The organism is Herbaspirillum sp. VT-16-41 (assembly GCF_001994935.1).
Taxonomy (GTDB): domain Bacteria; phylum Pseudomonadota; class Gammaproteobacteria; order Burkholderiales; family Burkholderiaceae_D; genus Herbaspirillum; species Herbaspirillum frisingense.
In genome coordinates this window covers 258,729-282,799 of record NZ_MUXB01000095.1, presented here as the reverse complement: position 1 = coordinate 282,799, position 24,071 = coordinate 258,729, and the positions used below count along the sequence as shown (strand labels likewise).

The 24,071-nt window shown below is 63.3% G+C and carries 21 protein-coding genes; 13 read left to right on the top strand and 8 right to left on the bottom strand.

Annotated elements, in window-relative coordinates; genetic code table 11:
* Window positions 1-4: 4 nt before the first annotated feature.
* A complete protein-coding gene (locus BTM36_RS08205; protein WP_077235868.1) occupies window positions 5-2,890 on the bottom strand; it encodes a type VI secretion system Vgr family protein in 2,886 nt (961 codons plus the stop codon).
* A 168-nt stretch (window positions 2,891-3,058) separates the two neighbouring features.
* Between BTM36_RS08205 and BTM36_RS08200 the strand changes: the two genes are divergently transcribed.
* The 8 genes from BTM36_RS08200 to BTM36_RS08165 all read left to right on the top strand — a co-directional run bounded on the left by BTM36_RS08200 (window position 3,059) and on the right by BTM36_RS08165 (window position 11,865).
* Window positions 3,059-3,433 (top strand): RNA-binding S4 domain-containing protein, encoded by a 375-nt coding sequence (locus BTM36_RS08200; protein ID WP_006464123.1) that lies wholly within the window; start codon window positions 3,059-3,061, stop codon window positions 3,431-3,433.
* Window positions 3,434-3,530: 97 nt separating this feature from the next.
* On the top strand, window positions 3,531-3,992 hold the full coding sequence (locus BTM36_RS08195) for a hypothetical protein (RefSeq protein WP_077235906.1): 462 nt from the start codon (window positions 3,531-3,533) through the stop codon (window positions 3,990-3,992).
* A gap of 216 nt (window positions 3,993-4,208) precedes the next feature.
* Complete coding sequence (locus BTM36_RS08190) at window positions 4,209-4,928, top strand: TetR/AcrR family transcriptional regulator (protein WP_006464121.1); 720 nt, start codon at window positions 4,209-4,211, stop codon at window positions 4,926-4,928.
* Window positions 4,929-4,946: 18 nt separating this feature from the next.
* Window positions 4,947-6,737 (top strand): acyl-CoA dehydrogenase C-terminal domain-containing protein, encoded by a 1,791-nt coding sequence (locus BTM36_RS08185; protein WP_077235867.1) that lies wholly within the window; start codon window positions 4,947-4,949, stop codon window positions 6,735-6,737.
* A 215-nt stretch (window positions 6,738-6,952) separates the two neighbouring features.
* A complete protein-coding gene (locus tag BTM36_RS08180) occupies window positions 6,953-9,340 on the top strand; it encodes a 3-hydroxyacyl-CoA dehydrogenase/enoyl-CoA hydratase family protein (protein ID WP_077235866.1) in 2,388 nt (795 codons plus the stop codon).
* A 49-nt stretch (window positions 9,341-9,389) separates the two neighbouring features.
* A complete protein-coding gene (locus BTM36_RS08175) occupies window positions 9,390-9,755 on the top strand; it encodes an endonuclease domain-containing protein (RefSeq protein WP_077235865.1) in 366 nt (121 codons plus the stop codon).
* A 29-nt stretch (window positions 9,756-9,784) separates the two neighbouring features.
* Window positions 9,785-10,981 carry an acetyl-CoA C-acyltransferase gene (locus tag BTM36_RS08170; RefSeq protein ID WP_077235864.1) on the top strand — a complete coding sequence of 399 codons (1,197 nt, stop codon included), beginning with the start codon at window positions 9,785-9,787 and terminating at the stop codon, window positions 10,979-10,981.
* A 119-nt stretch (window positions 10,982-11,100) separates the two neighbouring features.
* The gene (locus BTM36_RS08165) at window positions 11,101-11,865 is read left to right on the top strand and encodes an enoyl-CoA hydratase (RefSeq protein ID WP_077235863.1); all 765 of its coding nucleotides are present in this window, start codon (window positions 11,101-11,103) and stop codon (window positions 11,863-11,865) included.
* Window positions 11,866-11,902: 37 nt separating this feature from the next.
* Here BTM36_RS08165 and BTM36_RS08160 read toward each other — a convergent pair whose 3' ends face one another.
* From BTM36_RS08160 to BTM36_RS08145, 4 genes are read right to left on the bottom strand one after another with little or no spacing between them, the layout of a single operon-like run.
* Window positions 11,903-12,406: an Lrp/AsnC family transcriptional regulator gene (locus tag BTM36_RS08160; protein ID WP_077235862.1), complete on the bottom strand. Its 504-nt coding sequence runs from the start codon at window positions 12,404-12,406 to the stop codon at window positions 11,903-11,905.
* A 29-nt stretch (window positions 12,407-12,435) separates the two neighbouring features.
* A complete protein-coding gene (locus tag BTM36_RS08155) occupies window positions 12,436-13,791 on the bottom strand; it encodes an aspartate aminotransferase family protein (RefSeq protein ID WP_077235861.1) in 1,356 nt (451 codons plus the stop codon).
* Window positions 13,788-14,855 (bottom strand): phosphotransferase, encoded by a 1,068-nt coding sequence (locus BTM36_RS08150; RefSeq protein WP_139347102.1) that lies wholly within the window; start codon window positions 14,853-14,855, stop codon window positions 13,788-13,790. The genes BTM36_RS08155 and BTM36_RS08150 overlap by 4 nt, the downstream gene beginning before the upstream one ends.
* Before the next feature lie 42 nt (window positions 14,856-14,897).
* Complete coding sequence (locus BTM36_RS08145) at window positions 14,898-15,563, bottom strand: haloacid dehalogenase type II (protein WP_077235860.1); 666 nt, start codon at window positions 15,561-15,563, stop codon at window positions 14,898-14,900.
* Here BTM36_RS08145 and BTM36_RS27710 point away from each other — a divergent pair.
* Complete coding sequence (locus tag BTM36_RS27710; RefSeq protein ID WP_139347101.1) at window positions 15,541-15,795, top strand: hypothetical protein; 255 nt, start codon at window positions 15,541-15,543, stop codon at window positions 15,793-15,795. The two genes, BTM36_RS08145 and BTM36_RS27710, sit on opposite strands and share 23 nt — an antisense overlap.
* 102 nt (window positions 15,796-15,897) lie before the next feature.
* The gene (locus BTM36_RS08140; RefSeq protein ID WP_174616822.1) at window positions 15,898-17,172 is read left to right on the top strand and encodes an FAD-binding oxidoreductase; all 1,275 of its coding nucleotides are present in this window, start codon (window positions 15,898-15,900) and stop codon (window positions 17,170-17,172) included.
* An 82-nt stretch (window positions 17,173-17,254) separates the two neighbouring features.
* Here the strand turns inward: BTM36_RS08140 and BTM36_RS08135 are convergent, their stop codons facing one another.
* Window positions 17,255-18,415, bottom strand: a complete 1,161-nt coding sequence (locus BTM36_RS08135; RefSeq protein WP_077235858.1) for a GGDEF domain-containing protein — start codon at window positions 18,413-18,415, stop codon at window positions 17,255-17,257.
* A 150-nt stretch (window positions 18,416-18,565) separates the two neighbouring features.
* Window positions 18,566-18,760, bottom strand: coding sequence for a hypothetical protein (locus BTM36_RS08130; RefSeq protein ID WP_077235857.1), 195 nt, complete (start codon window positions 18,758-18,760; stop codon window positions 18,566-18,568).
* A 205-nt stretch (window positions 18,761-18,965) separates the two neighbouring features.
* Here BTM36_RS08130 and BTM36_RS08125 point away from each other — a divergent pair, with 205 nt between their 5' ends.
* From BTM36_RS08125 to BTM36_RS08115, 3 genes are all read left to right on the top strand, one after another.
* Window positions 18,966-20,978, top strand: a complete 2,013-nt coding sequence (locus tag BTM36_RS08125) for a bifunctional diguanylate cyclase/phosphodiesterase (RefSeq protein ID WP_077235856.1) — start codon at window positions 18,966-18,968, stop codon at window positions 20,976-20,978.
* 160 nt (window positions 20,979-21,138) lie between these two features.
* Window positions 21,139-22,098: a bifunctional enoyl-CoA hydratase/phosphate acetyltransferase gene (locus BTM36_RS08120; RefSeq protein ID WP_077235855.1), complete on the top strand. Its 960-nt coding sequence runs from the start codon at window positions 21,139-21,141 to the stop codon at window positions 22,096-22,098.
* Entirely contained in the window at window positions 22,095-23,276 is a 1,182-nt protein-coding gene (locus tag BTM36_RS08115; RefSeq protein ID WP_077235854.1) for an acetate/propionate family kinase, read from the top strand. The genes BTM36_RS08120 and BTM36_RS08115 overlap by 4 nt, the downstream gene beginning before the upstream one ends.
* A gap of 49 nt (window positions 23,277-23,325) precedes the next feature.
* Here the strand turns inward: BTM36_RS08115 and BTM36_RS08110 are convergent, their stop codons facing one another.
* Window positions 23,326-24,036, bottom strand: a complete 711-nt coding sequence (locus BTM36_RS08110; RefSeq protein ID WP_077235853.1) for a TetR/AcrR family transcriptional regulator — start codon at window positions 24,034-24,036, stop codon at window positions 23,326-23,328.
* Window positions 24,037-24,071 lie beyond the last annotated feature (35 nt).

The following is a 24,071-nucleotide window of genomic DNA, read 5'->3' as shown; positions in this document are numbered from 1 at the left end:
GTGTTCAGGCGCCGGCATGTTGCAGGCGGTCTTCAGTGCGCTCCTGCGCGCTGCGGTAGCCGGAGGCGGCAAGCTGGCTGTCGATGTCGTCGAGCGTCTCGTGCACCGGCAGGTCGAAGCGGTAGCCGTTGGGGAGTTCGATGGCGTAATCGCTGTCTTCCGGTAGATGGTTCGCGATGCGCAACTGTCCGGAGGCATCGGTCACCCCTTGGGCGACCTGCTTGCCTTGCTTGAAGAGCGTGTACGGCTGGAGGGCCAGTACGCGGCCGGCACGGGCATGGGTGCGCAGGCGAACCAGCAGGCTGCTGCTGTGCTGAAGTTCTTCGTAGGTGGGAGGGGCTGGCAGTTCCGGTGGTGGGCAGTTGGCCGGGCCAAGGATATTGTGGTCTCCGGCCTGCTGCCGCCACTCTCCGGAAGTCCCGTGCTCGATCAGGCTGCCCTGCCAGCGGCTGAAGCTGCCACCGCCATTGATCTCCGTCGATTCACGCGAGCGGATGCTGATCTTGGGGGCCGCCAGAATGATCTCTTCACTGGCGCTGAGGGTGATGCGCTTGGCGGCGGCAATTTCGATATGTTCTTCGTGCGCCTGCATCTTGATGCTGCCCTTGCCGGCGATGAGTTTCATGTGCCGTGCGGCAAAGGCGCTGAGCATGTCGCCGGCCCGCATCAGCAGTCGGCGGCCGGCGCTCAGTTGGGTATTGGTCTGGCTGACCATATCGATGTGGTCTTGCGCTCCCAGTAGCATTCCCTCCTGGCTGGTCATGCTCACGCCCGCCGGTGCATCGATGGCCACCATGGACGCGTCGGGGCGTGGTGTTTCGTCGTTGTTGTCCCAGGACTGCAATTGCTGGTGGAGCTTGTCCAGGCGTGCCAGGTCGGTTGCTTCCGCATGGTGCTCCGCTGCGTGCTGTCCGAGGCGCCGGGCGATTTGCTGCAAGGCTTGTAGGGTCTCCAGCAGGGCGTCCCGTTCCAGCATGCGTCCGCGACCGCGATCCTGGGACTGGGCCGTGATCAGGATGCCCTTGGCCCCGCGCATGACGCCATGGCCATCGGTACGTGCTTCCAGTCCCTGGCCACGGTCGTCGCCATGTCCGTCGAGGCGGGGCTCGGTGAGGTGGCCGAGGTTGAGTTGGCTGTGCTGGTGTTCGCTGGCTAGTTGCGCGCTGATCTGTCCACGGGTGTCATCCATGCGCAACTGGTTGTAGCGTTCACCACCTATTTCACGCGTCTTGATGCCGGAGATGAAGCGGTTGGCCGGCAGCCCGCTGGTGTGGCTGAAACGCGCCGGTCGGTTGGTGCCATTGTGAAGCACGCCTGACACGAACATCTTGTCAGGGTCGCCACCGAGGAAGTCCAGCAGCACTTCCATACCTACCCTCGGTACTGCGTCGTGTCCGTAGCCGGCGCCCGCCCAGGTGCTGGAGACCCTGACAAACGCGCTGTCCCGCTCATGGCCACCGGGGTCGGCGCCCTGGGCGGAATCCTGCCCCTGTCCTTGCACGCCCTGCAACTGCACCTTGATGCGTCCATATTCGTCGCAATAGACCTCTTCCTTACCTGGCCCGATCACCAATGCGGTGATGGGGTGCACCACCGGCAGATGTATGCGTGGATCGTAATGGGGCGTGATGGAGGCAGTCCGACGTACGCAGGTGAATCGGTTGTGATAGCGCAGGTCACTCGCGCCCTGTGGGGCGGCCGCATCCCATGGGAGATCGGGCAGAAGTCGCTGGATGTGTACCTGCAGATCCTTGGGGAAGTTGTTCTCGGCGCGCTGTTGCAAGGCGGTGACGATGAATTCACGCTGAGTGACGTCCTGGCGCGGCATGTCGGGGTGATTCTCCAGTTCGAACCAATGCCCCACGGCCAGGTCGCGTACGCTGCCGCCGGCCTGGAAGGTTTCCGCGCGAGCTTCGTGGGCCATCATGCGTGCATCGGTCAGTCGTACCTGATCCGAGAGGTCATTGCCGATGTGTGGCGCATCGATGAAGCACTCGGTCAAGGCTAGCCCCATTTCGTTGCCGCTCCGTCCCTGGTCCACGATGTTGCGGCTCACAGTTTCATTGGCATGTACCAGCTTGTAGTCCCAACTGGTGCGCTGTACGTTGCCCGGGGTCAAGACCCGCTCGCGACTCCATGCGCTGATGGTGTCGCGTACTTCGGTGGCTCCATCGCGGTGATAGCGGACGCTGCCTGCGCTGGCCTGCGGCAACCGTGCCACGTGGTCACAGAACACAAGCATGTGAACCGGGCTGTAGGCCGTCGCCGGATCGTCCGCGTCCTGTGGCGTGGCGATGTACCAGGCGATGCCTTCGCGCCGGCACAGGCGTCCGATGAAATGGGCGTCAGACTCATTGAATTGGTGACTGATCTCGCGGGACGGATAACGTCGCTGGTCGAGCCGATGGAGATCGAATGAGAAGGCATGGGCCAGCGCAGGGCTGCGTAGACGCCATTCGCGCAGCAGGATGTGGAGGATGTCGGGGACGCTCTTGCGACGGAAGATGCGGCTGTTGATCCGCCCATCCATGATCGACATCGCATCGCGTAGTGTCAGATGGTAGACGCGCAGCGCACCGTCTGCCTGCCCGGCGCGGGCCTCGGTGATGATCCCGTTGATGTGATGCAGGCCACCACGGTCGTTGACCATCTCGATGCCGAGCGGCTGACCGAGCAATTCGTGCAGGGGAAGATCGGGGTCGATGGAGATGCAGGTCAGATGCCCGTGCATGCCTTCGAACATGGCTTCGCGGATCTCGACGCGCTGCACCAGCAGCAACTCTTCGAAATGGGTTTCGCGCTGGCTCCAGCGCAATCGTATCGGCCGGTTTTCCCGGGAGAGGATGGTCTTGGCAAAGGCTGCGGAGAGGGCGGATCGTGGGTCTATCATGGCTGAGTCGGACTCGATGGCGGCAGGTTGAGCAAACCGCACAGCATAAGTAGACGCGCCTGGTCGGGAAGGCGCGCATGGAAGAAAGACAGGATTTCCCGATTTTCTTGTGTTCTTTTCCCAAAAAATATCGATAATTACTGCTCGCAATTTCTCCTTATCTGCTACATGGACACCACCCGCATCGACAAATGGTGCTGGGCCGCACGCTTCTTCAAGACGCGTTCGCTGGCCACTGAAGCCGTGGATCGCGGCCGCATCAGGCTCAACGGCGAGCGCACCAAGCCGGCCCACAGCGTCAAGCCTGGGGACCGCCTGGACATCGACAACGGCGCCACCGAATGGGAAGTACTGGTCATCGGCATCGCCGACAAACGCGGTTCGGCGGCGGTCGCGGCCACGCTCTACCAGGAGACCGAGGAGAGCGTCCAGCGTCGCGCGACCCAGGCCGAACGCCATCGCCTGTTCCGCGAACCCTCGGCTGAAATCAAGGGCCGGCCCACCAAGCGCGACCGTCGGCTGCTGGATCGGTCCTCGTCCTGACCCGGCAGGGCGGCCGCCACCGCGCCACAAGCTCGTTGTAAGATAAGGGCCGCTGTCCATGGCCTGTCTTTTCTCCAACGTAGGTGTGAAGGTGCAGATGTCCCAGGTAGTCCCCTCCGAATCCGCACAGCCGATGCCGGTGGCGCGGCCGCTCCGCAAGGAATGCCCGCCCGGTGCCTGCGATTGCCAGCGCGAAGCGCTGCTGGAGTGCCTGCATGCGCCCGAGGCGCGCGTGCTGTGGCTGACCCGCGAGGAAGAAAAGCGTCTGATCGAACGCATCACCCGGGTGACGACCTATGACGAACTGCTGCACGTGGGCAGTCTCATGCGCAAGAATCTCGGCATCCATCTGCATATCAGTCCCGGTCCCAACGAAGTGCGCACCGTGCGCGGCCTGCAGATCCACCTGGCTGAACAGCCAGGCCTGTGCCGCAAGACCCGCGATACCATCCCGGCGGCCATTCGCAAGTGCCTGGAAAACAACCCCACCATCGTCTATGCCCTGCTGGACGCCCACGACCTGCTGGGTGCCACCAGCGCCCCGCCCGGGGCTTCCTGAGGGCTTGCCGGGCAGCAAAATCGCCCTTGCAAGCCGCGCTGAATTTTTGTTTGACTTTTGCAGCGCGATGAATAATAGTACGATCGTTCGAATAAATTCTGCGTGAAGGTTTATTCACGTCGCGCAGACAGGGTACAAGACAGCGGCCGCCGAGCCGCACCCGCCGAACCGGTTCCTTCCCGTCGCGACCTGACGACGGATATCAAAGAGATAACGATGACTGAGACAAGCAAGGTGACCACCGCGCCCACCCGGCCCAAGTATCTGCGCAAGGGTGAGCAGACCCGTGCCGCCATCCTGGATGTGGCGCTGGAACTGGCCAGCCGTGACGGCCTGGAAGGGCTGACCATCGGCTTGCTGGCCGAAAAGATGAAGATGAGCAAATCCGGCGTCTTCGCCCATTTCGGCTCCCGCGAGGACTTGCAGATCGAGGTCGTGCGGCTGTATCACAACCGCTTCGAGCAGGATGTGTTCTATCCCTCCATCAAGGAACCACGCGGCCTGCCGCGCCTGGAAGGGATGTTCGCGCGCTGGATCAAGCAGGTCACGGTGGAAATCGCGCTGGGTTGCATCTACATCAGCGGCGCGGTCGAATACGACGACCGTCCCGGTGCCATCCGCGATCACCTTGTGGCCATGGTCCAGGCCTGGCGCGATGCGCTGGAGCGCTGCATCAAGCAGGCCATGGAAGCCGGCCATCTGCGGCCCGACATCGAGGTCAGCCAGATGGTCTATGAAATGTATGGCCTGATCCTTGCCCTGCACCACGATGCGCGCTTCCTGCACATTCCCGGCAGCGTGGAGCGTGCCGAGGCCAGCTTCCGCCGCCTGATCGACAGCTACCGCCCGCAAGGCAGCGACAGTGCCAGCAACAGCACCAGCAACGGTGCCACCCCCGCCAAGAATTCAAAATCGGCTGCCAGGAAGGCAGCCTAAACCCGTCCGGAGACATTCATGCCCCAATACAACGCCCCCTTGCGCGACATGCAATTCGTGCTGCACGAGCTGCTCAATGTCGAGGAAGTGTTCAAAGAACTGCCACCGCATGCCGACACCAACCGCGAGCTGGTGGACCAGGTGCTGGAAGAGGGCGGCAAGTTCGCTTCGCAAGTATTGTTCCCGCTGAACCATTCGGGCGACCGCGAGGGTTGCCATTTCGATCGCGAGACCAAGGCCGTCACCACGCCCAAGGGTTTCAAGCAGGCCTACCAGCAGTACGTGGAAGCCGGCTGGGCGGCGTTGTCCTGTGATCCCGAATTCGGTGGCCAGGGCCTGCCGCTGACGATCAACAATTCCTTCTACGAGATGCTGAACTCGTCCAACCAGGCCTGGACCATGTACCCCGGCCTGTCGCACGGTGCCTACGAGTGCCTGCACGCGCACGGTTCGGAAGAACAGAAGCAGCTCTACCTGCCCAAGCTGGTCTCGGGCGAGTGGACCGGCACCATGTGCCTGACCGAAGCGCATTGCGGTACCGACCTGGGCCTGCTGCGCAGCAAGGCAGAACCGCAGGCCGACGGCACCTACAAGATCACCGGCAACAAGATCTTCATCTCGGCCGGCGAAAACGACGTCTCCGCCAACATCATCCATCTGGTGCTGGCACGCCTGCCGGATGCTCCGGAAGGCTCCAAGGGCATTTCCCTGTTCCTGGTACCGAAGTTCCTGCCCAACGCCGATGGTTCGCTGGGTGCGCGTAATCCCATCTTCTGCGGTGCCATTGAAGAAAAGATGGGCATCCACGGCAACGCCACCTGCCAGATGAACCTGGACGGCGCCACCGGCTGGTTGATCGGCCAGCCGCACAAGGGTCTGCAAGCCATGTTCGTGTTCATGAACGCGGCCCGCCTGGGTGTGGGCATGCAGGGCCTGGGCCTGACCGAAGTGGCCTACCAGAACGCCCTGGTCTATGCCAAGGACCGCCTGCAGATGCGCAGCCTGTCCGGCATCAAGGCCGCCGACAAGCCGGCCGACCCGATCATCGTGCACCCCGACGTGCGCCGCATGCTGCTGACCGCCAAGGCCTTCGCCGAAGGTGGTCGCGCCTTCACCTCCTATGTCGCTCTGGAACTGGACAAGGAACTGAGTCACCCCGACGAACAGGTCCGCAAGGACTCTGCCGATATCGTGGCCCTGCTGACCCCGGTGGTGAAGGCCTTCCTGACCGACAATGCCTGGACGGCGACCTCCGAGTGCCTGCAGGTCTATGGCGGCCATGGCTACATCGCCGAGTGGGGCATGGAGCAATACGTGCGCGATGCCCGTATCAACATGATCTACGAAGGCACCAACACCATCCAGTCGCTGGACCTGCTGGGCCGCAAGATCCTGATGGACAACGGCGCCAAGCTGAAGAAGTTCGGCGCGCAGATCCAGGCCTTCGTGGAAGAGCATGGCACCGATGAGTCCATGTCCGAATTCATCACCCCGCTGGCCGACATCGGCGACAAGGTGAGCAAGCTGACCATGGAAATCGGCATGAAGTCCTTCGCCAACCAGGACGAAGCCGGTGCCGCCGCCGTGCCTTACCTGCGCGTGGTGGGCCACCTGGTGTTCTCCTATCTGTTTGCGCGCATGGCCAAGATCGCGCTGGAAAAGCAGGGCAGCGGTGACGCCTTCTACACCGCCAAGCTGGCCACGGCGCGCTTCTACTTCGCCCGCCTGCTGCCGGAGACCGCCATGCTGATCCGCCAGGCCCGCTCTGGCGCGGCCAACCTGATGGCCCTGGACGCCGAGTTGTTCTGACCGCAACACCACGCCGCCGCCGGGTCTGTTGTCCTGCAGCGGCGTTGATCTACCGCAATGTGGCCCGGCATGGCGTCATGTCGGTGTCACCCCTGCAAGGCATGCTGTGACCTTCTGCCGGAAGGCGTACAGTAGTCGCTCGCACCGGCGGTGCGGCAGCCTGCCAGGCCCCGAATTCATGTTTCATGTTTGCAGCACCAGCAAAGGAGATTTGCGTGTCCAATTTCATCGTCAAAAAAGTGGCCGTGCTCGGCGCCGGCGTCATGGGTGCCCAGATTGCCGCCCACTGCATCAATGCCCGCGTGCCGGTCGTGCTGTTCGACCTGCCGGCCAAGGAAGGCCCGAAGAACGGCATCGTGCAACGCGCCATCGAAAACCTGAAGAAACTGAGCCCGGCCCCGTTGGGCAACAAGGACGACGCGGCCCTGATCCAGGTCGCCAACTACGAGGATGACCTGGCCGTGCTGGAAGGCTGCGACCTCATCATCGAAGCCATCGCCGAGCGCATGGACTGGAAGCATGACCTCTACAAGAAGGTCGCTCCGCACATCGGCCCCAAGGCCATCTTTGCCTCCAACACCTCGGGCCTGTCGATCAATGCACTGTCTGAAGGTTTTGATGCCGGCCTGAAGGCGCGCTTCTGCGGTGTGCACTTCTTCAATCCGCCGCGCTACATGCATCTGGTCGAACTGATCCCGACCCAGTCTACCGAACCGCACATCCTCGACCAGCTGGAAGCCTTCCTCACCACCACCTTGGGCAAGGGCGTGGTCCGCGCTTTCGATACCCCCAACTTCGTGGCCAACCGCGTGGGCGTATTCGGCATCCTCGCCACCATCATCGAAGCCGACAAATACGGTCTCTCGGTGGACGTGGTCGATGACCTGACCGGCGCCAAGCTGGGCCGTGCCAAGTCCGGCACCTTCCGCACCGCCGACGTGGTGGGCCTGGATACCATGGGCCACGTCATCCGTACCATGCAGGACAACCTGAAGGATGATCCCTTCTTCTCTTCCTATGCCACACCGCCGCTGCTGGCCAAGCTGGTCGAGCAGGGTGCGCTGGGCCAGAAGAGCGGTGCCGGTTTCTACAAGAAGGTGGGCAAGGACATCCTGCGCATCGACCCGGCCAAGGGCGATTACGTGGCGGGTGGTGCCAAGGCCGATGACATCATCGCCCGCATCCTCAAGGAAAAGGATCCGGTCAAGCGCATGAAGGCGCTACATGATTCGACCAATCCTCAGGGCCAATTCCTGTGGGCCATCTTCCGTGACGCCTTCCATTACATCGCCGTGCACCTGGAATCGGTGGCCGACAATGCCCGCGACCTGGACTTCGCCATGCGCTGGGGCTTCGGCTGGAGCGTCGGTCCCTTCGAGACCTGGCAGGCTGCCGGCTGGAAGCAGATTGCGCAATGGGTGAAGGAAGATATCGATGCCGGCAAAGCGCTGTCCAATGCCCCGCTGCCGGACTGGGTCTTTGATGGCCGCGATGGCGTGCACTCGGAGAAGGGTTCCTGGTCGCCCTCGAAGAAGGCCGATGTGGCCCGTTCCGACCTGCCGGTCTACCAGCGCCAGGCCTTCCGCGCCCCGCTGGTGGGCGAAGGCGCCGCCGACGGCAAGAGCGCCGGCACCACCTTCTTCGAAGACGAATCGGTGCGCATCTGGCATCAGAACGACGATGTCCTGATCCTGTCCTTCAAGACCAAGATGCACGTGATCGGCCAGGGTGTCATCGACGGCATGAACAAGGCCGTCACCGAAGCCGAGCAGAACTTCAAGGGCCTGGTGATCTGGCACCCGGATGCAGCCGAAGGCGGCGCCTTCTCGGCCGGTGCCGATTTGCAGTCGATGCTGCCGCTGTTCATGTCCGGTGGTGTCAAGGCCATTGAGCCGGTGGTGCACCAGCTGCAGCAGGCGCACCAGCGCCTGAAGTACGCCAGCGTGCCGGTGGTCGCGGCTGTCGCCGGCCTGGCCCTGGGCGGTGGTTGCGAACTGTTGCTGCATACCGCCAAGCGCGTGGTCTCCATCGAGTCCTACATCGGCCTGGTGGAAGTCGGCGTGGGCCTGATCCCGGCCGGTGGCGGCCTGAAGGAAGCGGCCGTGCGTGCCGCCAAGGAAGCCAAGGGCAACGACATCCTGCAGTTCCTGAAGGAATACATGCTGGCCGCGGCCACAGCCAACGTCTCCAAGTCGGCGCTCGAAGCCCGCAAGCTGGGTTATCTGCGCGAGGATGACGTGATCGTCTTCAACCCGTATGAATTGCTGCATGTGGCCAAGGTGGAGGCGCGCGCGCTGTTCGACGCCGGCTATCGTCCGCCACTGTCGCCGCAGGTGCCGGTGATCGGCCGCAACGGCCTGGCCACCATCATGGCGCAACTGGTCAACATGCGCGACGGCGGCTTCATCTCGGCCCACGACTTCAAGCTGGGCAAGATGATCGCCGAGACCGTGGCCGGTGGCGAAGTGGAAGAGGGCAGCATCGTCAACGAACAATGGCTGCTCGACATCGAGCGCAAGTTCTTCATGGAGTTGCTCAATCACCCCAAGACCCAGGAACGCATCATGGGCATGATGCAAACCGGCAAGCCCGTACGCAATTAAAGAACGCTCCCTCCCCTTCAAGGGGAGGGTTGGGTGGGGATGGGTTGAAATGAAAGGCCAGACCAACGACTTCACGAAACTTGCAGCCAAGCAGCTGCGCAAGACCATGACCGAAGCCGAGCAAAGGCTCTGGCATCGTCTACGCGGCCAGCAGCTTGAAGTGAAATTTCGCCGTCAGCACCCCTTTGAAAATTACGTACTCGATTTTGTCTGTCTGGAACAGCGCCTGGTGATTGAAGTAGACGGCTCGCAGCATGTCGGCAATCAGGATGACGCAACCCGGACCGCGAAATTGAATCAGGCAGGCTTCACGGTTCTACGCTTTTGGAATAACGAAGTATTGAATGAGACGGATGTGGTCGTTCAGGCAATCTGGAATGCATTGAACCCATCCCCACCCCAGCCCTCCCCTTGAAGGAGAGGGAGAGTCCAAGGAGATTTTGAATGAGCAAACAACTGCAAGACGCCTACATCGTCGCCGCCACCCGCACCCCCATCGGCAAGGCGCCGCGTGGCATGTTCAAGAACACCCGTCCGGACGACCTGCTGGTGCGCGCCATCCAGTCCGCCGTGGCGCAGGTGCCCGGCCTGGACCCCAAGCTGATCGAGGACGCCATTGTCGGCTGCTCGTTCCCTGAAGGTGCGCAAGGCCTGAACATGGCGCGTAACGCCGTGTTGCTGGCCGGGCTGCCCAATACCATCGGCGGGGTCACCATCAACCGTTACTGCGCCTCCGGTATCACCGCCATCGCCATGGCTGCCGACCGCATCCGCGTCGGCGAAGCCGATGTCATGATCGCCGCCGGTGCCGAGTCGATGTCGATGGTGCCGATGATGGGTTTCCACCCCTCCATCAACATCAATGCCTTCAAGGATGAGAACGTCGGCATGGCCTACGGCATGGGCCTGACCGCCGAGAAGGTGGCACAGCAGTGGAAGGTCTCGCGCGAAGCGCAGGATGAATTCGCGCTGGCCTCGCACCAGAAGGCCATCGCTGCCCAGCAGGCTGGCGAATTCAACGACGAGATGACCGTGTTCGAGATCGTCGAACGCTTCCCCAACCTGGGTACCGGCGAGATCGACATCAAGACCCGCACCGTCAGCCTGGACGAAGGTCCGCGTGCCGATTCCAACCTGGCCGCGCTGGCCAAATTGAAGCCGGTCTTCGCCGCCAAGGGCAGCGTCACCGCCGGCAACAGCTCGCAGACTTCTGACGGCGCCGGCGCGCTGATCATCGTCTCCGAGAAGATCCTCAAGCAGTTCAACCTGACCCCGCTGGCGCGCTTCGTCTCCTTCGCCGTGCGTGGCGTGCCGCCGGAGATCATGGGCATCGGTCCCAAGGAAGCGATTCCGGCAGCGCTGAAGGCCGGCGGCCTGACCCAGGACCAGATCGACTGGATCGAACTGAACGAAGCCTTCGCCGCCCAGGCGCTGGCCGTCATCGGTGATCTCGGCCTGGACCCGAGCAAGGTCAACCCCATGGGCGGTGCGATTGCCCTGGGTCACCCGCTGGGCGCCACTGGCGCCATCCGTGCGGCCACCACCATCCATGCACTGCGCCGCAAGAACCTGAAGTACGGCATGGTGACCATGTGCGTGGGTACCGGCATGGGTGCGGCGGGCATCTTCGAACGCGTCTGATCTGCATGCACAAGCGCTGATGAAAAGCCGCACTGCTCACGCCGTGCGGCTTTTTCATTGGTTCCTGCTTGAGCTTCAAACAAGCTAAATCATTTATAAAATTCAAGGAGACCGCGCAGATGGATATCCAACTGAGCAAGGCCGATGGCATCCTGAGCATCCATTTCGACCGTGAAGACAAGAAGAACGCCATCACTGCCGCCATGTACCAGCAACTGGCCGATGCCCTGAAGGAAGCCGAGACCGACAGCGCCGTGCGCGCCATCCTCTTCACCGGCAAGCCACAGGCCTTCTCGGCCGGCAATGATCTGGAAGACTTCCTGAAGAACCCGCCCAAGACCCAGGACGCTCCGGTGTTCCAGTTCCTCTGGCAGATCAGCCATGCCAGCAAGCCCATCGTGGCGGCGGTCTCAGGTGTGGCGGTCGGCATCGGCACTACCCTGCTCATGCATTGCGACCTGGTCTATGCGGCGGACAATGCAAAATTCTCGATGCCCTTTACCCAGCTGGGGCTCTGCCCGGAAGCCGCCTCTTCACTGTTGCTCCCGCATATCGCGGGATATCAGCGTGCCGCCGAGAAGCTCTTGCTGGGCGAAGCCTTCGGTGCCGACGAGGCCGCGCAGATGGGCTTCGTCAATCGCGTCCTGCCGCTGGAAGAATTGCTGCCCTGTGCGCAAAAACAGGCTGCCAAGCTGGCCGCCTTGCCGGCCGCTTCGATCCGCGTGACCAAGCAATTGATGAAGAAGAACCGCGTCACCGCCACCGAGCAGCAGATGGTGACCGAGATCGAACACTTCGCGCGCATGCTCACCGAGCCGGAAGCCAAGGAGGCCTTCACCGCCTTCTTCGAGAAACGCAAGCCGGACTTCAGCCGGTTTTCCTGAGCCAGCAGGCGGCGGCCTGTCCTCGGATGGTGCGTAGCTACTTCCAGCTGCTCTTTCCCGTCGCAATCACAGCCACCGGATCGCTGCGCTGCCCATAAGGATGGCGCAGCACGATGCGGCTGGCGAACTTTTCAATGCCGATCTCGTCCTCGAGGAGTCTCTCCATCAACTCCTGGAACAAGGACACCGTGGGGGAAATGATCTTGAGCAGATAATCGTAGCCCCCGCTGACGTTGTAGCACTCGACGATCTCCGCATATCTGGCCGCACCTTGCTCGAACTTGCGGAAGTCGGCCGGGCGATGGCTGCCGAGTGTAATCTCGGAAAACACCACGACATGGCTGCCCAGTTTCTCCAGCGCGATCTGTGCGCCGTAACCTGCGATGACACCACTTTCTTCCATGCATTTGGTGCGGGTCAGACAAGGGCTGGGGCTCAGGTTGACCGCTTCGGCCAGTTCCACGTTCGAACAACGCCCCTCGCGCAGCAGGTGTTCGAGAATCTTGATGTCGGTGCGGTCGATTGGGTCTGTGGGGCGCATGGGAAGATCTTATCACCGCAGCTTCGCTGTCAACGGCTGGCCGAGCCGGTCCCGGCTTGCGTCAGCGATTCGTCCAGCGCATCGATCACCATGCCGGCCTGATCCTTGGTCAATACCAGCGGCGGTCGTATCTTCAATACGTTATGTCCCATCGCGCAGGCGCTGAGCAGCACGCCCTTGTCGCGCATCCGGTTGACCACCTCGCTGGTAAGGCTGCGGTCTGGTGTGCGCGAGCGGCGATCGGAGACCAGTTCCACGCCGACGAACATGCCCGCGCCGCGCACGTCGCCAATCGCCTCATGACGTTCTGCCAAGGCGGAGATACCGTCAAGCAAGATCGATCCTGCCTCGTGCGCGTGGTCGATCAGGCCCTCGCGTTCTATGGTCTTGAGTACTGCAAGAGCCGCTGCGCAGGACACGGTATTGCCACCGAAGGTATTGAAGTAACGCGAGCGCTGGCCGAATTCCTGCAAGGCGTCGGCCGTGGCCAGCAGTCCTGCAACCGGTTGCCCGTTGCCCATCGGCTTGCCCATGGTCACGATGTCCGGCACCACGCCGTGGCGCTGGAAGCCCCACATGTGCTCACCGGTGCGACCAAAGCCAGGTTGCACCTCGTCGGCGATGAAGAGGCCGCCGGCGCGCTGAATGGCCTGTACCGCTCCCTTGAGGAAGCCTGCCGGGCCGGGCAGGATGCCATCGCTGGTAAAGAGTGAGTCGACGATCAGTGCTGCTGGCTGGATCCCGTGGCGTTGCAGGTCGGCAATGGCTGCCTCCACATCGCGTGCAAAGCGTTCGCCCAGATCCTGCCCTTGAGCGTGATAACTACGCGGCGCCGGCACCAACCGTACATGCGGACCAAGGTTGACCGTGGCGCCCAGCGAGGGGGAGAACTGCGAGACGGCGTCGGTGATACCGTGATAGGCGGTATCGGTCACGATCACCCCGCTGCCCCCGGTGCGCACTTTGGCGATGCGATAGGCCAGATCATTGGCTTCGCTACCGGTGCAGGTCAGCATCAGGTGTGCCAGTGCCGTTTCCGGTACGGTGGCGAGAAGCCTTTCGGCCAGTTCCAGGATGGTTTCGTGCAGATAGCGGGTATTGGTCGCCAGGGTTTGCACCTGTTGGCAGATCGCCTCGGTGACTGCAGGGTGGCAATGCCCAAGGGAGGTCACGTTGTTGTAGACGTCGAGGTAACGGCGTCCCTGCGGATCAATCAGCCAGACACCCTCGCCGCGCACGATCTGCAGCGGATGCTCGTACATCAGGCGATAGGCCGGACCCAGCAGCGCGTCACGGCGTTTGATCAGGGCCTCGGTCACGGGACCGACGTCGGTCCGGCCGGGGATATAGGCGTTGACCATGTTCAGGTCGGTGGTGCTCTTCATGGAATTCTCCTGTTGCGGATTTCTGAAAGCAGGCGGTCGCGTGCGTCCTGGCGCGAGAGGTCGGCCAGTTGCCCCAGTGCCTCCCAGGCTGCCGGGTTGTGGCGCATGATGTAGGCCCGGTTATGGGGGTAGCGTGCTGCACGCCACTCCGAGATCAGCGCCGTGATCAGGTGGCGCGTGGCCATCAGGTCGGTGACGATCTCCTGCTCGGGATCGGTGAGCGGCAGCAGAGCGTGATAGGCGCCCACCAACTGTGCCGGACCTTCGAAAGGATCGGTGTTGCCCGTCATGTGGAACGCCGCTGCGGTACCCACCTCGCCCACCAATGGCGCATGCAGCATGTCGCCGAAATCGATGATGCCGGTGATGTGCTCCTGTTCCTGGGGCGCCACCAGGACGTTGTAGAGATGGTAGTCATTGTGGATGACCTGCGTGCGCACCTGTGGCAGGAGAGGCAGCACGTCCTGCTCAAAGCGAGTCATGAAGCGCTGTGCCAACAGACGGCGGCCTGGATCGATCAGGCCTTCCATCTTGGCCGCCAGGCGGTGCGCGGTCGATACGTTCCATAGCAGGTCATGATGCGCGCCCGGATGCGAGAAGTCGCGCAAGGCCAGGTTCAGTTTCGCCAAACCGCTGCCCATGGCGCGCCGCTGACCAGCTGTGCGAATGGTCTCCTTGATCTGCACGCCGTCCAGGTAGGTCAGCATGCGTACCGTACAGACGTTGCCATCATCAAGGCGAATGCGTTCGGAGGTTCGCCCACCCAGCGTGCGCACTACCCGCGGGATCGGAAGTTCGGGTGCGACGACCGCAATGTGCTCAAGCGCGGCAATCTGGAAATCCACCACCGTGGGTTCTTCGGAAGGATTGCTGATCTTGAGCACATGGCGCATTCCATCTTGGCCGTCGATGCGGCAGTTCTGGTCACGTTCGCCAGCCAGCACCGTGACCTCCCCGTCGATGCCGTAGAGGCCAGAGGCGAGCTTGTGCAGCGTGGAGAGGGGAATCGCCGGCGCGGCCGTGCTCAATGCTGCAGTTTGATCAAGAGCTTGCTGATGCATCATGGGTCTCGCTTGGAGTTGCGCCAGGGTGGGTAGCGGTAGCGATCAAAGACCGACCAGCCCAGCAAGCTGACGAAAGTCGGTCAGGCGATTGACGCCATAGCCATCGAAGCCGGGTTCATGGTTGCGGTCGATGAAGGCCTTGGCCATGAAGCCCAGGTCGGCGGCCGTCATCAGGTCGTAGCGGAAGCTGGAGGAGCAATGCACCATCTCTTCCGGTCCGCAGCCGAGTTGATCGAACATGTATTCAAACGCCTGGCCGCGTGGCTTGTAGGCCTGTGCTTCCTCTGCGGTGTAGACCGCATGGAAGGGGGCTTTCAGATGTGCCACGCTGTGCGGGATCAGGTCGGTCATCGAATTGGACAAGATCACCAGCGGGATATGCGGAGCGATCTTCTCCAGTGTTTCGACCACGTGCGGATGCGGCTGCCAGGTGGGAACGGCCGCGTAGAGCGACTGCGCATCGCTGGTGCGATATTCCACGTCGTGCGCGTGGCAGGCGCGCTGGATGGCGTTTTCCACGACATCGAAGAAGGGCTTCCAGGCACCTAGCACTTCGTCCAGGCGATAGAAACGGAAGCTTTCCAGAAAGCCCGGCATGCGTTGCTCGCTGACACGATCGGAGAACAGCGATCTGGCCGTGGGGCCCATTTCAAAATTGATGAGTGTTCCGTAGCAATCGAAACTGATGAACTTCGGCTTGAAAATCATTGGATCAATCTCCTTCGTGGTCGATGGAGAAAGTATGGCCGCCCGGCCAAGAGAAAAATCTCTTATTGCCGGGCGATCGGAGCAGCTTCTACTTTTAATCCTGGGCTTTCCGGCATTTTCCTTGGATCGGGGCCATGCGTTCGGGCCGGGTGCCAGACGCGCTGCACCTCTTGGCCTGGCAACCGGCTTTCTTGCCTGTACCGGCCTTAATGCAGATTTAATGAAGAATTAAGTTTGCATTAATCCCAGTGGCAAACTGCGGTTCCATAATCTTTTCCGAGGGAGGGTCACGGTCCTGTTCCCTCGTCCTGATCGATATTGGTGGGAGCCCATGATGCAACTGAAGTCGTACTGGCTGGACACATCGCCACCCTTCATGAGCCAGACCGATGCACTGCCCGAGGGCGGCTGCGACGTGCTGGTGGTTGGTGGCGGCATCACCGGATCGGCCGCAGCGCTGGCGCTTGCACGCAAGGGAGCTCAGGTGGTGGTGTGCGACGCCGACATCGTCGGCGGCGCTGCCTCCGGGCGCAATGGCGGCATGTGCAACAACGGCTTCGCCCAGGACTACGCGGCACTATCGCAGCGCCTGGGCAGCGAACTGGCCAACCGGATTTATCGAGCCTTCGATGCCGGCGTCGATACGGTCGAAAGGCTTGTCAGGCAGGAGTCCATCGATTGCGACTTCGCCCGTCACGGCAAGCTCAAGCTGGCCGCCAAGCCAGAGCATTATGACAAGCTGGCGCGCAGCCAGGAATTGCTGGCCGCCAGCGTCGATCCGCAGACCCGGCTGTTGACCCCTGCACAACTGCGTGACGAGTTGGGTAGCGATCGCTACCACGGCGGGCTGCTTCTCGAAAAAAGCGCTGGCATGCATGTGGGGCGCTATGTACGCGGCCTGGCACATGCGGCACAGCGCCATGGTGCCGTGTATCTCGAACACACGCCGGTGCTTGGTCTTCAACGGAAGTCAGGCAGCTATATGGTGCGCACCGCGCGTGGTCCTTTACGTGCCAGGCAGGTGTTGCTGGCCAGCGGTATCTCGCAAATCGGTCCGTTCGGTTGGGTCCGCCGTCGCATCGTACCTGTCGGCGCGTTCTTGATCGTCACCGAACCACTCCCGCTGTCGTTGCTGGATGGACTGGTGCCCACGCGCCGCATGTATACCGACACCAAGAACTTCGTGAATTATTTCCGCGTCACTCCGGACAAGCGCCTGCTATTTGGTGGCCGTGCGCGCTTTGCCGCCTCCAATCCGCGTTCCGATGCGCGCAGTGGCGATATCCTGCGCCAGCAGATGCTCACTGTCTTTCCCGGACTCGCCGGGACGCGTATCGACTATTGCTGGGGCGGGATGGTCGACATGACCGCCGACAGGCTACCGCGTGCCGGCCAGCGCGAAGGCGTGTTCTATTCCATGGGCTACAGCGGTCATGGCACTCACATGGCGACGCTGATGGGAACGATGATGGCGGAGATCATGGAGGGGCATGTCGATCTCAATCCCTGGAAGGATTTTGCCTGGCCAGCCATTCCCGGCCACTTCGGTAAGCCTTGGTTCCTGCCCTTCGTGGGGGCGTGGTATCGGCTCAAAGACCGGCTGGGATGATCGCGAGCGGGGCGGCGGCCGGACAGGATGTGCTGCGGTGGTCAAGCGCCTGCACCAGCGCTTGCAGCCGGCCAATGCAGGCCTAGACCTCTGGCGTTCCGACCAGCCCCACCACGACCCGATCGCGGCCGGCCCGCTTGGCGTCGTACAGTGCCACGTCGGTATGCGCCAGCAGGCTTTCCAGGTCGGCCGGCGGGGTCTCGAAGACGCTGCCACCCACGCTCAGGCTGACGGGGTCGGGTGTGGGGAAGCTCTTGCCGGCGACGTGAGCGAAGCCCTGTCGCAGGCTTTCCCCCAGATGGGTGACCTGATCGGTACTGGCATCCTGCAGCAGGATCACAAATTCATCCCCGCCCAGGCGCGCCGCCAGTGCAGCCTCCGGCAAAACCTCGTGCAGCAGCATGCTCAAGGCTTCGAGCAGCTGGTCACCGGCAGCATGGCCGTGCAGGTCGTTGACCTGCTTGAAGTTGTCGATGTCGATCAGCAGCACTGCGCCGGGATGCTGGACGCTGGCCTGCGCCAGCAGCGCGGGGGCGCTGGTCTTGAGGGCGCGGCGGTTGAGCAGGCCGGTCAGGGGATCGCGGGCCGCCAGCTGGCCGATGTGCTGTTCGCGACGGTACCGCTCGGTGCCGGTCATCGACAGCGCGATCAGCATGATCGCCATCGCGCCTTCGATCAGCGATATTCGGATCACCGCGCCGCCAAAGGCCGCCAGGTCCAGCAGGGTGCCTGGTACGATGGCGACGATCGCCTTGGCGACATAGAACAGACCATGCGCCAGCAGCACATAACGCAATTGCACCGCGCCCACGCTGAGCGATGCGCCATGCGGCCGCAACAAATGACTGGCGCGCAGCGTGACGGCGGCGATCATCAATGACTGCACGCCCAGCATCACCCGTGACCACCAGGGTTGCGCAGGCAGGCACAACATCACCAGCCACAGCAGTGCGAGTAGCCACCAGCGGTGCGAGAGCCGGGTGCGGGTAAACCACGCCACGCCGGCCAGGAAGCAGGCGTGCGCGGCGATCAGCATGCCATTGGCGAACCAGATGCCGATGAGCAGGTAGCCGCGCGAGCGCAGCAATGCCAGGAAGGAACCGAGGGCGATGATGGCGAAGCCGCTGCTCCAGAGCAGGAGCGAGCGTTCGCGCACTACGCCCCATTCCACCGCCAGGTAGAGAGCAGCGGCCGCCGCCAGGGCGATGGTGAGGATGAGCAGGGTGGAGGGATCGAGAGCCATGGGGTGATACGGCACCGGCAGGCAGTACGAACGTTGCGAGCGGTGCAAACGGTGCAAACGGTGGGAAGGGCAGGAACAGCCGCTATTGTAGCCGTCGTCCCGCATCCTGGCCGTGTCACCTCCATGGCGGCCCGTCCCCGGGGGCGCCGGTCAGGCCGGCTCGGTCGATGGCCCGGTTGCCGTCGGGGAGGGGGGCGGCAGTTCGTCACCGCCCGGGATCTGCTGGGGCGAGAACAGCGGCAGCTTCTTCTTCACCAGTGGCAGGTTTTCGCGTTCGGTGCCGTCCGGCAACACGGCCTGCTCGGCCGATAACCAGTTTCCATTGTCTGTGCTCATGTCGCTCATTTTGTTTTCCTCGGGGTTGCGGAAGGGCCAGCTTGTCCGTTTTGGGCAAATGCCTCGTTGATGCAACGCAACCGGGGCAGGTTTTGATGAGAATTCTTCTTGTCGCTTGGATAATACGGTCCGGCTCGCGTACTATGCTTCCCATCCGGTGGTCATGCCGGACCAGCCTTGTCAGGCGGCAATTCCAGGACGCAACAGGAACACCATGTCACACCAGCAGAACTCGCAAGCCTCTTACACTGACCCGGCCCATGCCGTGTCCCTGCGGCAACTGATCCGTTCCGATCAGCTCATGGCGCTGCGCCAGACCGTGCTGCTGTCCATGCCGGTCAACATGCTGCTGGGTGTGATCTCGACCTTCGTGGCCTGGCGCTCGGGCAAGGTCTCCATCGCCCTGATCTGGCTGGCCTGCTCGGGGCTGGTCAATGTGTTGCGCATCCTGGCCTGCCGCATCCCGGTGGAGCGTCTGGCAGCGGCGCTGCCTTTCCTGGCTGCGCGCACTGTCGGCGATGGCGATCGCGTCACCGAACTCAACCTCCGACTGCACTGCACCCTGGCCCTGATGTCGGGCATCGTGTGGGCCGGCGTCCCGCTGCTGTGCGCAGGCTATACCACGCCCGAGACTCTTTTCTATCTCACCTGCGTATGCGGCATCACGGCCGGCGCGGTGACCCACGGCTTCGCATTTGCTCGCATTCCGATCTGCTTCATCACGCCGCCGCTGCTGTCCATCATCTTCTGCCTGGCCACCATCGAGACCAGCGCCACCCGCATGGCACTGGCCGCAGCGGTGCTGCTCTACCTGGCCGCGCTGATCCGGGGCTCCAAGGTCAGCGAGGGCCTGGTCTCGCACGCCAGCGCGCTGAAGAACGAGGCCACCACCGCCAAGCAGGCGCTGGAAGTGGCTCACCAGGACCTGCACCGCTTCGCACAGAAGATGCAATATCAGGCCGGGCATGACCTGCTGACCGGTCTGCTGGGCCGCGCCGGTTTCATGGAAGTGGCGCCGCGCATGGTGGCGCGGCAGGAGCATGCCTTGTGCATGATGTTCCTCGACCTGGATGGCTTCAAGGTGATCAACGATGCCTACGGCCACGATGCCGGCGACCAGGTGCTGGTCGAGGTGGCACGGCGGCTGCAGGCCAGCGTGCCCGAGACCGCCACGCTGGCACGCCTGGGGGGCGACGAGTTCGTGATCCTGTACCCGCTGGCGCCGCAGGCTGAACCGCCGGAACAGCTGGCCCGGCGGCTCATCGCTGCCATCCGCCAGCCCTTCGCCCGTCTGGCGCACCGGCACATCGGCCTGAGCCTGGGCATCACCATCACCCGCAGCGATGACATCAACGAGATGCTGGTCTGCTCCGATGCCGCCATGTACGAGGCCAAGCGCCGTGGTCGCAACCAGTTCCATGTGTTCAACGACGACCTCAACGCACACCTGCAGATGAAGCGCGACGTCGAGCGCGACCTGGCCGATGCCCTGGCACGCCGCCAGCTGGAGGTCTGGTTCCAGCCCATCATCCAGCATGATGGTCGCACCCTGGATGGCTTCGAAGCCCTGCTGCGCTGGCGCCATCCGCGCCACGGCGCCATCGCGCCGCCCGACCTGATCGAGATCGCCGCGCTGGCCGGCCTGTCGGAGGAGTTGCTGCGCTTCATCATCGGCGAGACCGGGGCCATGATCGCCTTCCTGCAGGCCAGCGGCCGCCCGGACCTGCGGGTATCGATGAACATTTCTCCACGGGAGATGGAGCGCATCAGCGTCGATGAACTGGTGACGGAGATGCTGAAGTCGCGCCAGCTGCCGGCCCGGATGCTGGAAATCGAGATCACCGAAGAAACCGCCCTGGACCTGCAGGCCGCCAGCCAGAGCCTGGTGGCGCTGGCGATGCAGGGCGTGAGCATCGCCATCGATGACTTTGGCGTGGGTTATTCCTCGCTGGGCTTCCTGCGCCAGATGCGCGTATCGCGCGTGAAGATCGACCGCAGCTTTGTCACCGGCCTGACCGATCAGACCGAAAACCAGGCGCTGGTGGCCGCGGTGCTGCAGTTGTCGGGGTCTTTCGGCTTCCAGGTGGTGGCCGAGGGCGTCGAGAGCGAGGACGACCTGCGCACCCTGCAAGCCCTGCAGTGCCATGCCATGCAGGGTTTCTATTTCTCCCGCCCGATGCCGGCGGACCAGGCGCGCCGCATGGTCAGTGCCCTGGCGCAGGTGTAGGCGCCCAATCCCCCTGTGGCTCCATGCGCCGTGATGACGCGGCGCTGACAAACTTGAAGCAGATCAAGCTTTGTCCGATCAGGGCGCCGCTCCCATCCCGGGGCGGATATTCTGCGACACAACAAGCCCAGTGTCTCGTCATCGCCTCCCGGAGAATGCCATGTTCCCACCCGCCCAGGCCTCGCCTGCGCAGCGCTACGACCAACTCATCCGCGACGCCCTCGGTGCCCGGCCCATGCGGGTCGCCGTGGTCCATCCCTGTTCGGTCGAGGCCTTGCAAGGGGCGCTGGAAGCGCGTGATGAAGGCCTGCTCGAGCCAATGCTGGTCGGCCCCGAAGCCAGGATACGTCGCATCGCCGAGCAGGCCGGCCTGTCGCTGCAGGGTTTGCCAATCGAAGCAGTCGAGCACAGCCATGCGGCTGCTGCCCGCGCCGTCGAGCTGGCCGTGCAGGGCAGGGTGGGCGCCCTGATGAAGGGCAGCCTGCACAGCGATGAATTGCTGGGCGCGGTCGTCGCCGCCGGCTCCGGTCTGCGTACCGAACGCCGCATCAGCCACGTGTATGCGATGACCATCCCCACCTATCCCAAACCGCTGGTCATCACCGACGCCGCCATCAACATCGCACCCACGCTGGCGCACAAGCGCGACATCTGCCAGAACGCCATCGACCTGCTGCACGTGATGGGCGTGCCGCGTCCCCATGTGGCGGTGCTGGCGGCGGTGGAGACCGTTAATCCAGCCATGCCCTCCACGCTGGATGCCGCCGCGCTGACGGTGATGGCGACGCGCCACCAGATCACCGGCGCGCTGGTGGATGGCCCGCTGGCCTTTGACAATGCCATCAGCCTGGAGGCCGCCACCATCAAGGGGATAGCCTCACCGGTGGCCGGCAGTGTGGACATCCTGCTGGTGCCGGACCTGGAGGCCGGCAACATGCTGGCCAAGCAACTGATCTACCTGGCGCAAGCCGATGCCGCAGGCCTGGTGCTGGGCGCACGCGTGCCCGTGATTCTCACCAGTCGCGCCGACAGCCTGCGGGTGCGCCTGGCATCGTCCGCGCTGGCCCGGCTGGTGGCGGCACGGGCCGCCGTGCAGGTATCCCCTCAGGAGGACGCATGAACCGCTGGCTGCTCACCTTCAATGCAGGCTCGTCTTCGATCAAGCTGGGCGTGTTTCGCCTCGACCAGGCCCGCGCCACCAAGATCGGGCAGGGGCAACTGGACCTGCACCTGACGCCGCTGCAATTGCGTCTGGAGATCGATGGCATACGTTCGGCCATCGAGATCAAGGCCGACCCGGTAGCGTCGATGGACAAGGTGCTCGAAGAAGTGCTGCACCAGCTGGAAGTCGGCCATGAGCAGGGCGCCCTGTGCGCGGTCGGGCACCGCGTGGTGCATGGCGGCCTGCACCTGTCGCGCCCGGTGCTGCTGGACCCCGCCATCGAAGCCGCGCTGGAAGCCCTGGCGCCGCTGGCCCCCTTGCATCAGCCCCAGAACCTGCGGCTGATCCGCGCCATCGAGCGTTTGCGTCCCGGGTTGCCGCAGACCGCCACCTTCGACACTGCCTTCCACGCCACCCAGGATGCGCTGGCGCGCCGCTTTGCCCTGCCACGCAAGCTGCATGACGAAGGTGTGCTGCGTTACGGCTTCCACGGTATTTCCTACAGCTATATCGCCGATGAGCTGCGTCGGCGCGGCCTGCCCGAGGCACACGGCAACGTGGTGGTCGCGCACTTGGGCAATGGCGCCAGTCTGTGTGCGCTCCAGAACGGTCGTAGTGTCGATGCCAGCACCGGCTTTTCCACGCTGGAAGGCGTCCCCATGGGCACGCGTTGCGGCGCGCTTGATCCCGGCGTGTTGCTGTACCTGTTGCAGCAGGGGATGACCCCGGCCGCGCTGGAAGACCTGCTGTATCACCAGAGCGGCCTGCTGGGGGTATCCGGCTTGAGCGCCGATGTGCGCACGCTGCAGCAGAGCCAGGCCATCCCGGCCCGTGAAGCATTGGAGCTGTTCGCGCTGCGCTGCGCCGGCGAGGCGGCACGGCTGGCCACCACCCTGGGCGGCATGGATGCACTGGTCTTCACCGCCGGCATCGGCGAGCATGATGCCCGCATGCGCGCCGCCATCTGTCGCCGGCTTGCCTGGCTGGGCATCAGGCTGGACCCGGCCGCCAATGAACAGCATCTGGAATGCATCAGCAGCCAGGCCAGTCGCCTGCGGGTGCTGGTGATCCCGACCAATGAGGAACAGGTCATCGCCGACGACGCGGCCAGATTGCTGATGGGGAAGGAGCGATGAGGGTGTTCGCGCAAGGCGCGGAGCCAATGGCGTCGACAGCGACGGCGCGCTAGTCGCCGGCCGCTGCTGCTTTCTTGCGGGGACGGGGCGGCTTCTTTGCAGCGACAGCGGATGGAGCGGCCGTGGTGGCGGTCACCGCCACGGAGGCTTTCATGAACCACGCAAGTACCGACTCGGCAGTCTTGCCGTCTACGATGTGCGGCACGCAGCGGTAGGAGAAACTGACGCCCTCGCACAGCGCCATCAGGCCGATGGCGATCTCGCGCGCCGGTGCGGCGGGGGTGACCCCGGTCAGGTCGCAATAGGCCTGCACGAAACAGGTGATCTGGCGGTAACGCTCTTCCAGGTAGACATCGAGCTGCAGGCGGAACTTCTCGTCGCGCAGGGCCACGATGCGCGCCTCCATCCACAGCAGGCTGCACTTGTCGTCGCGATAGAGCGCCGAATACTGCTCGGCCAGTGCGTCGCGCAGGGCATCGGGATCGGTCACTGCGCCATCGAGCAGTCGCTGGAAGCCACGGTCGATGCTCTCGCCTTCCCGCCGGAGCAACTCGAAGAACAGCTCGGTCTTGTCGTCGAAGTTGGAATAGAACGCGCCCCGCGAGTAGCCCGCCGCCGTGCTGATATCCTCCACGCTGGTAAGCGCATATCCCTTTTGCATGAAGACCGCGTGCGCCGCCTCCAGCAGCCTTGCGCGGGTCTGCTCGCGACTTTGTTCGCGGCTCAGTCGTTGGCGTGGTGGGCTTGGTTCGCGTGTCATGGGGCAGGATTCTAACACTGTTGTATTCAAATACA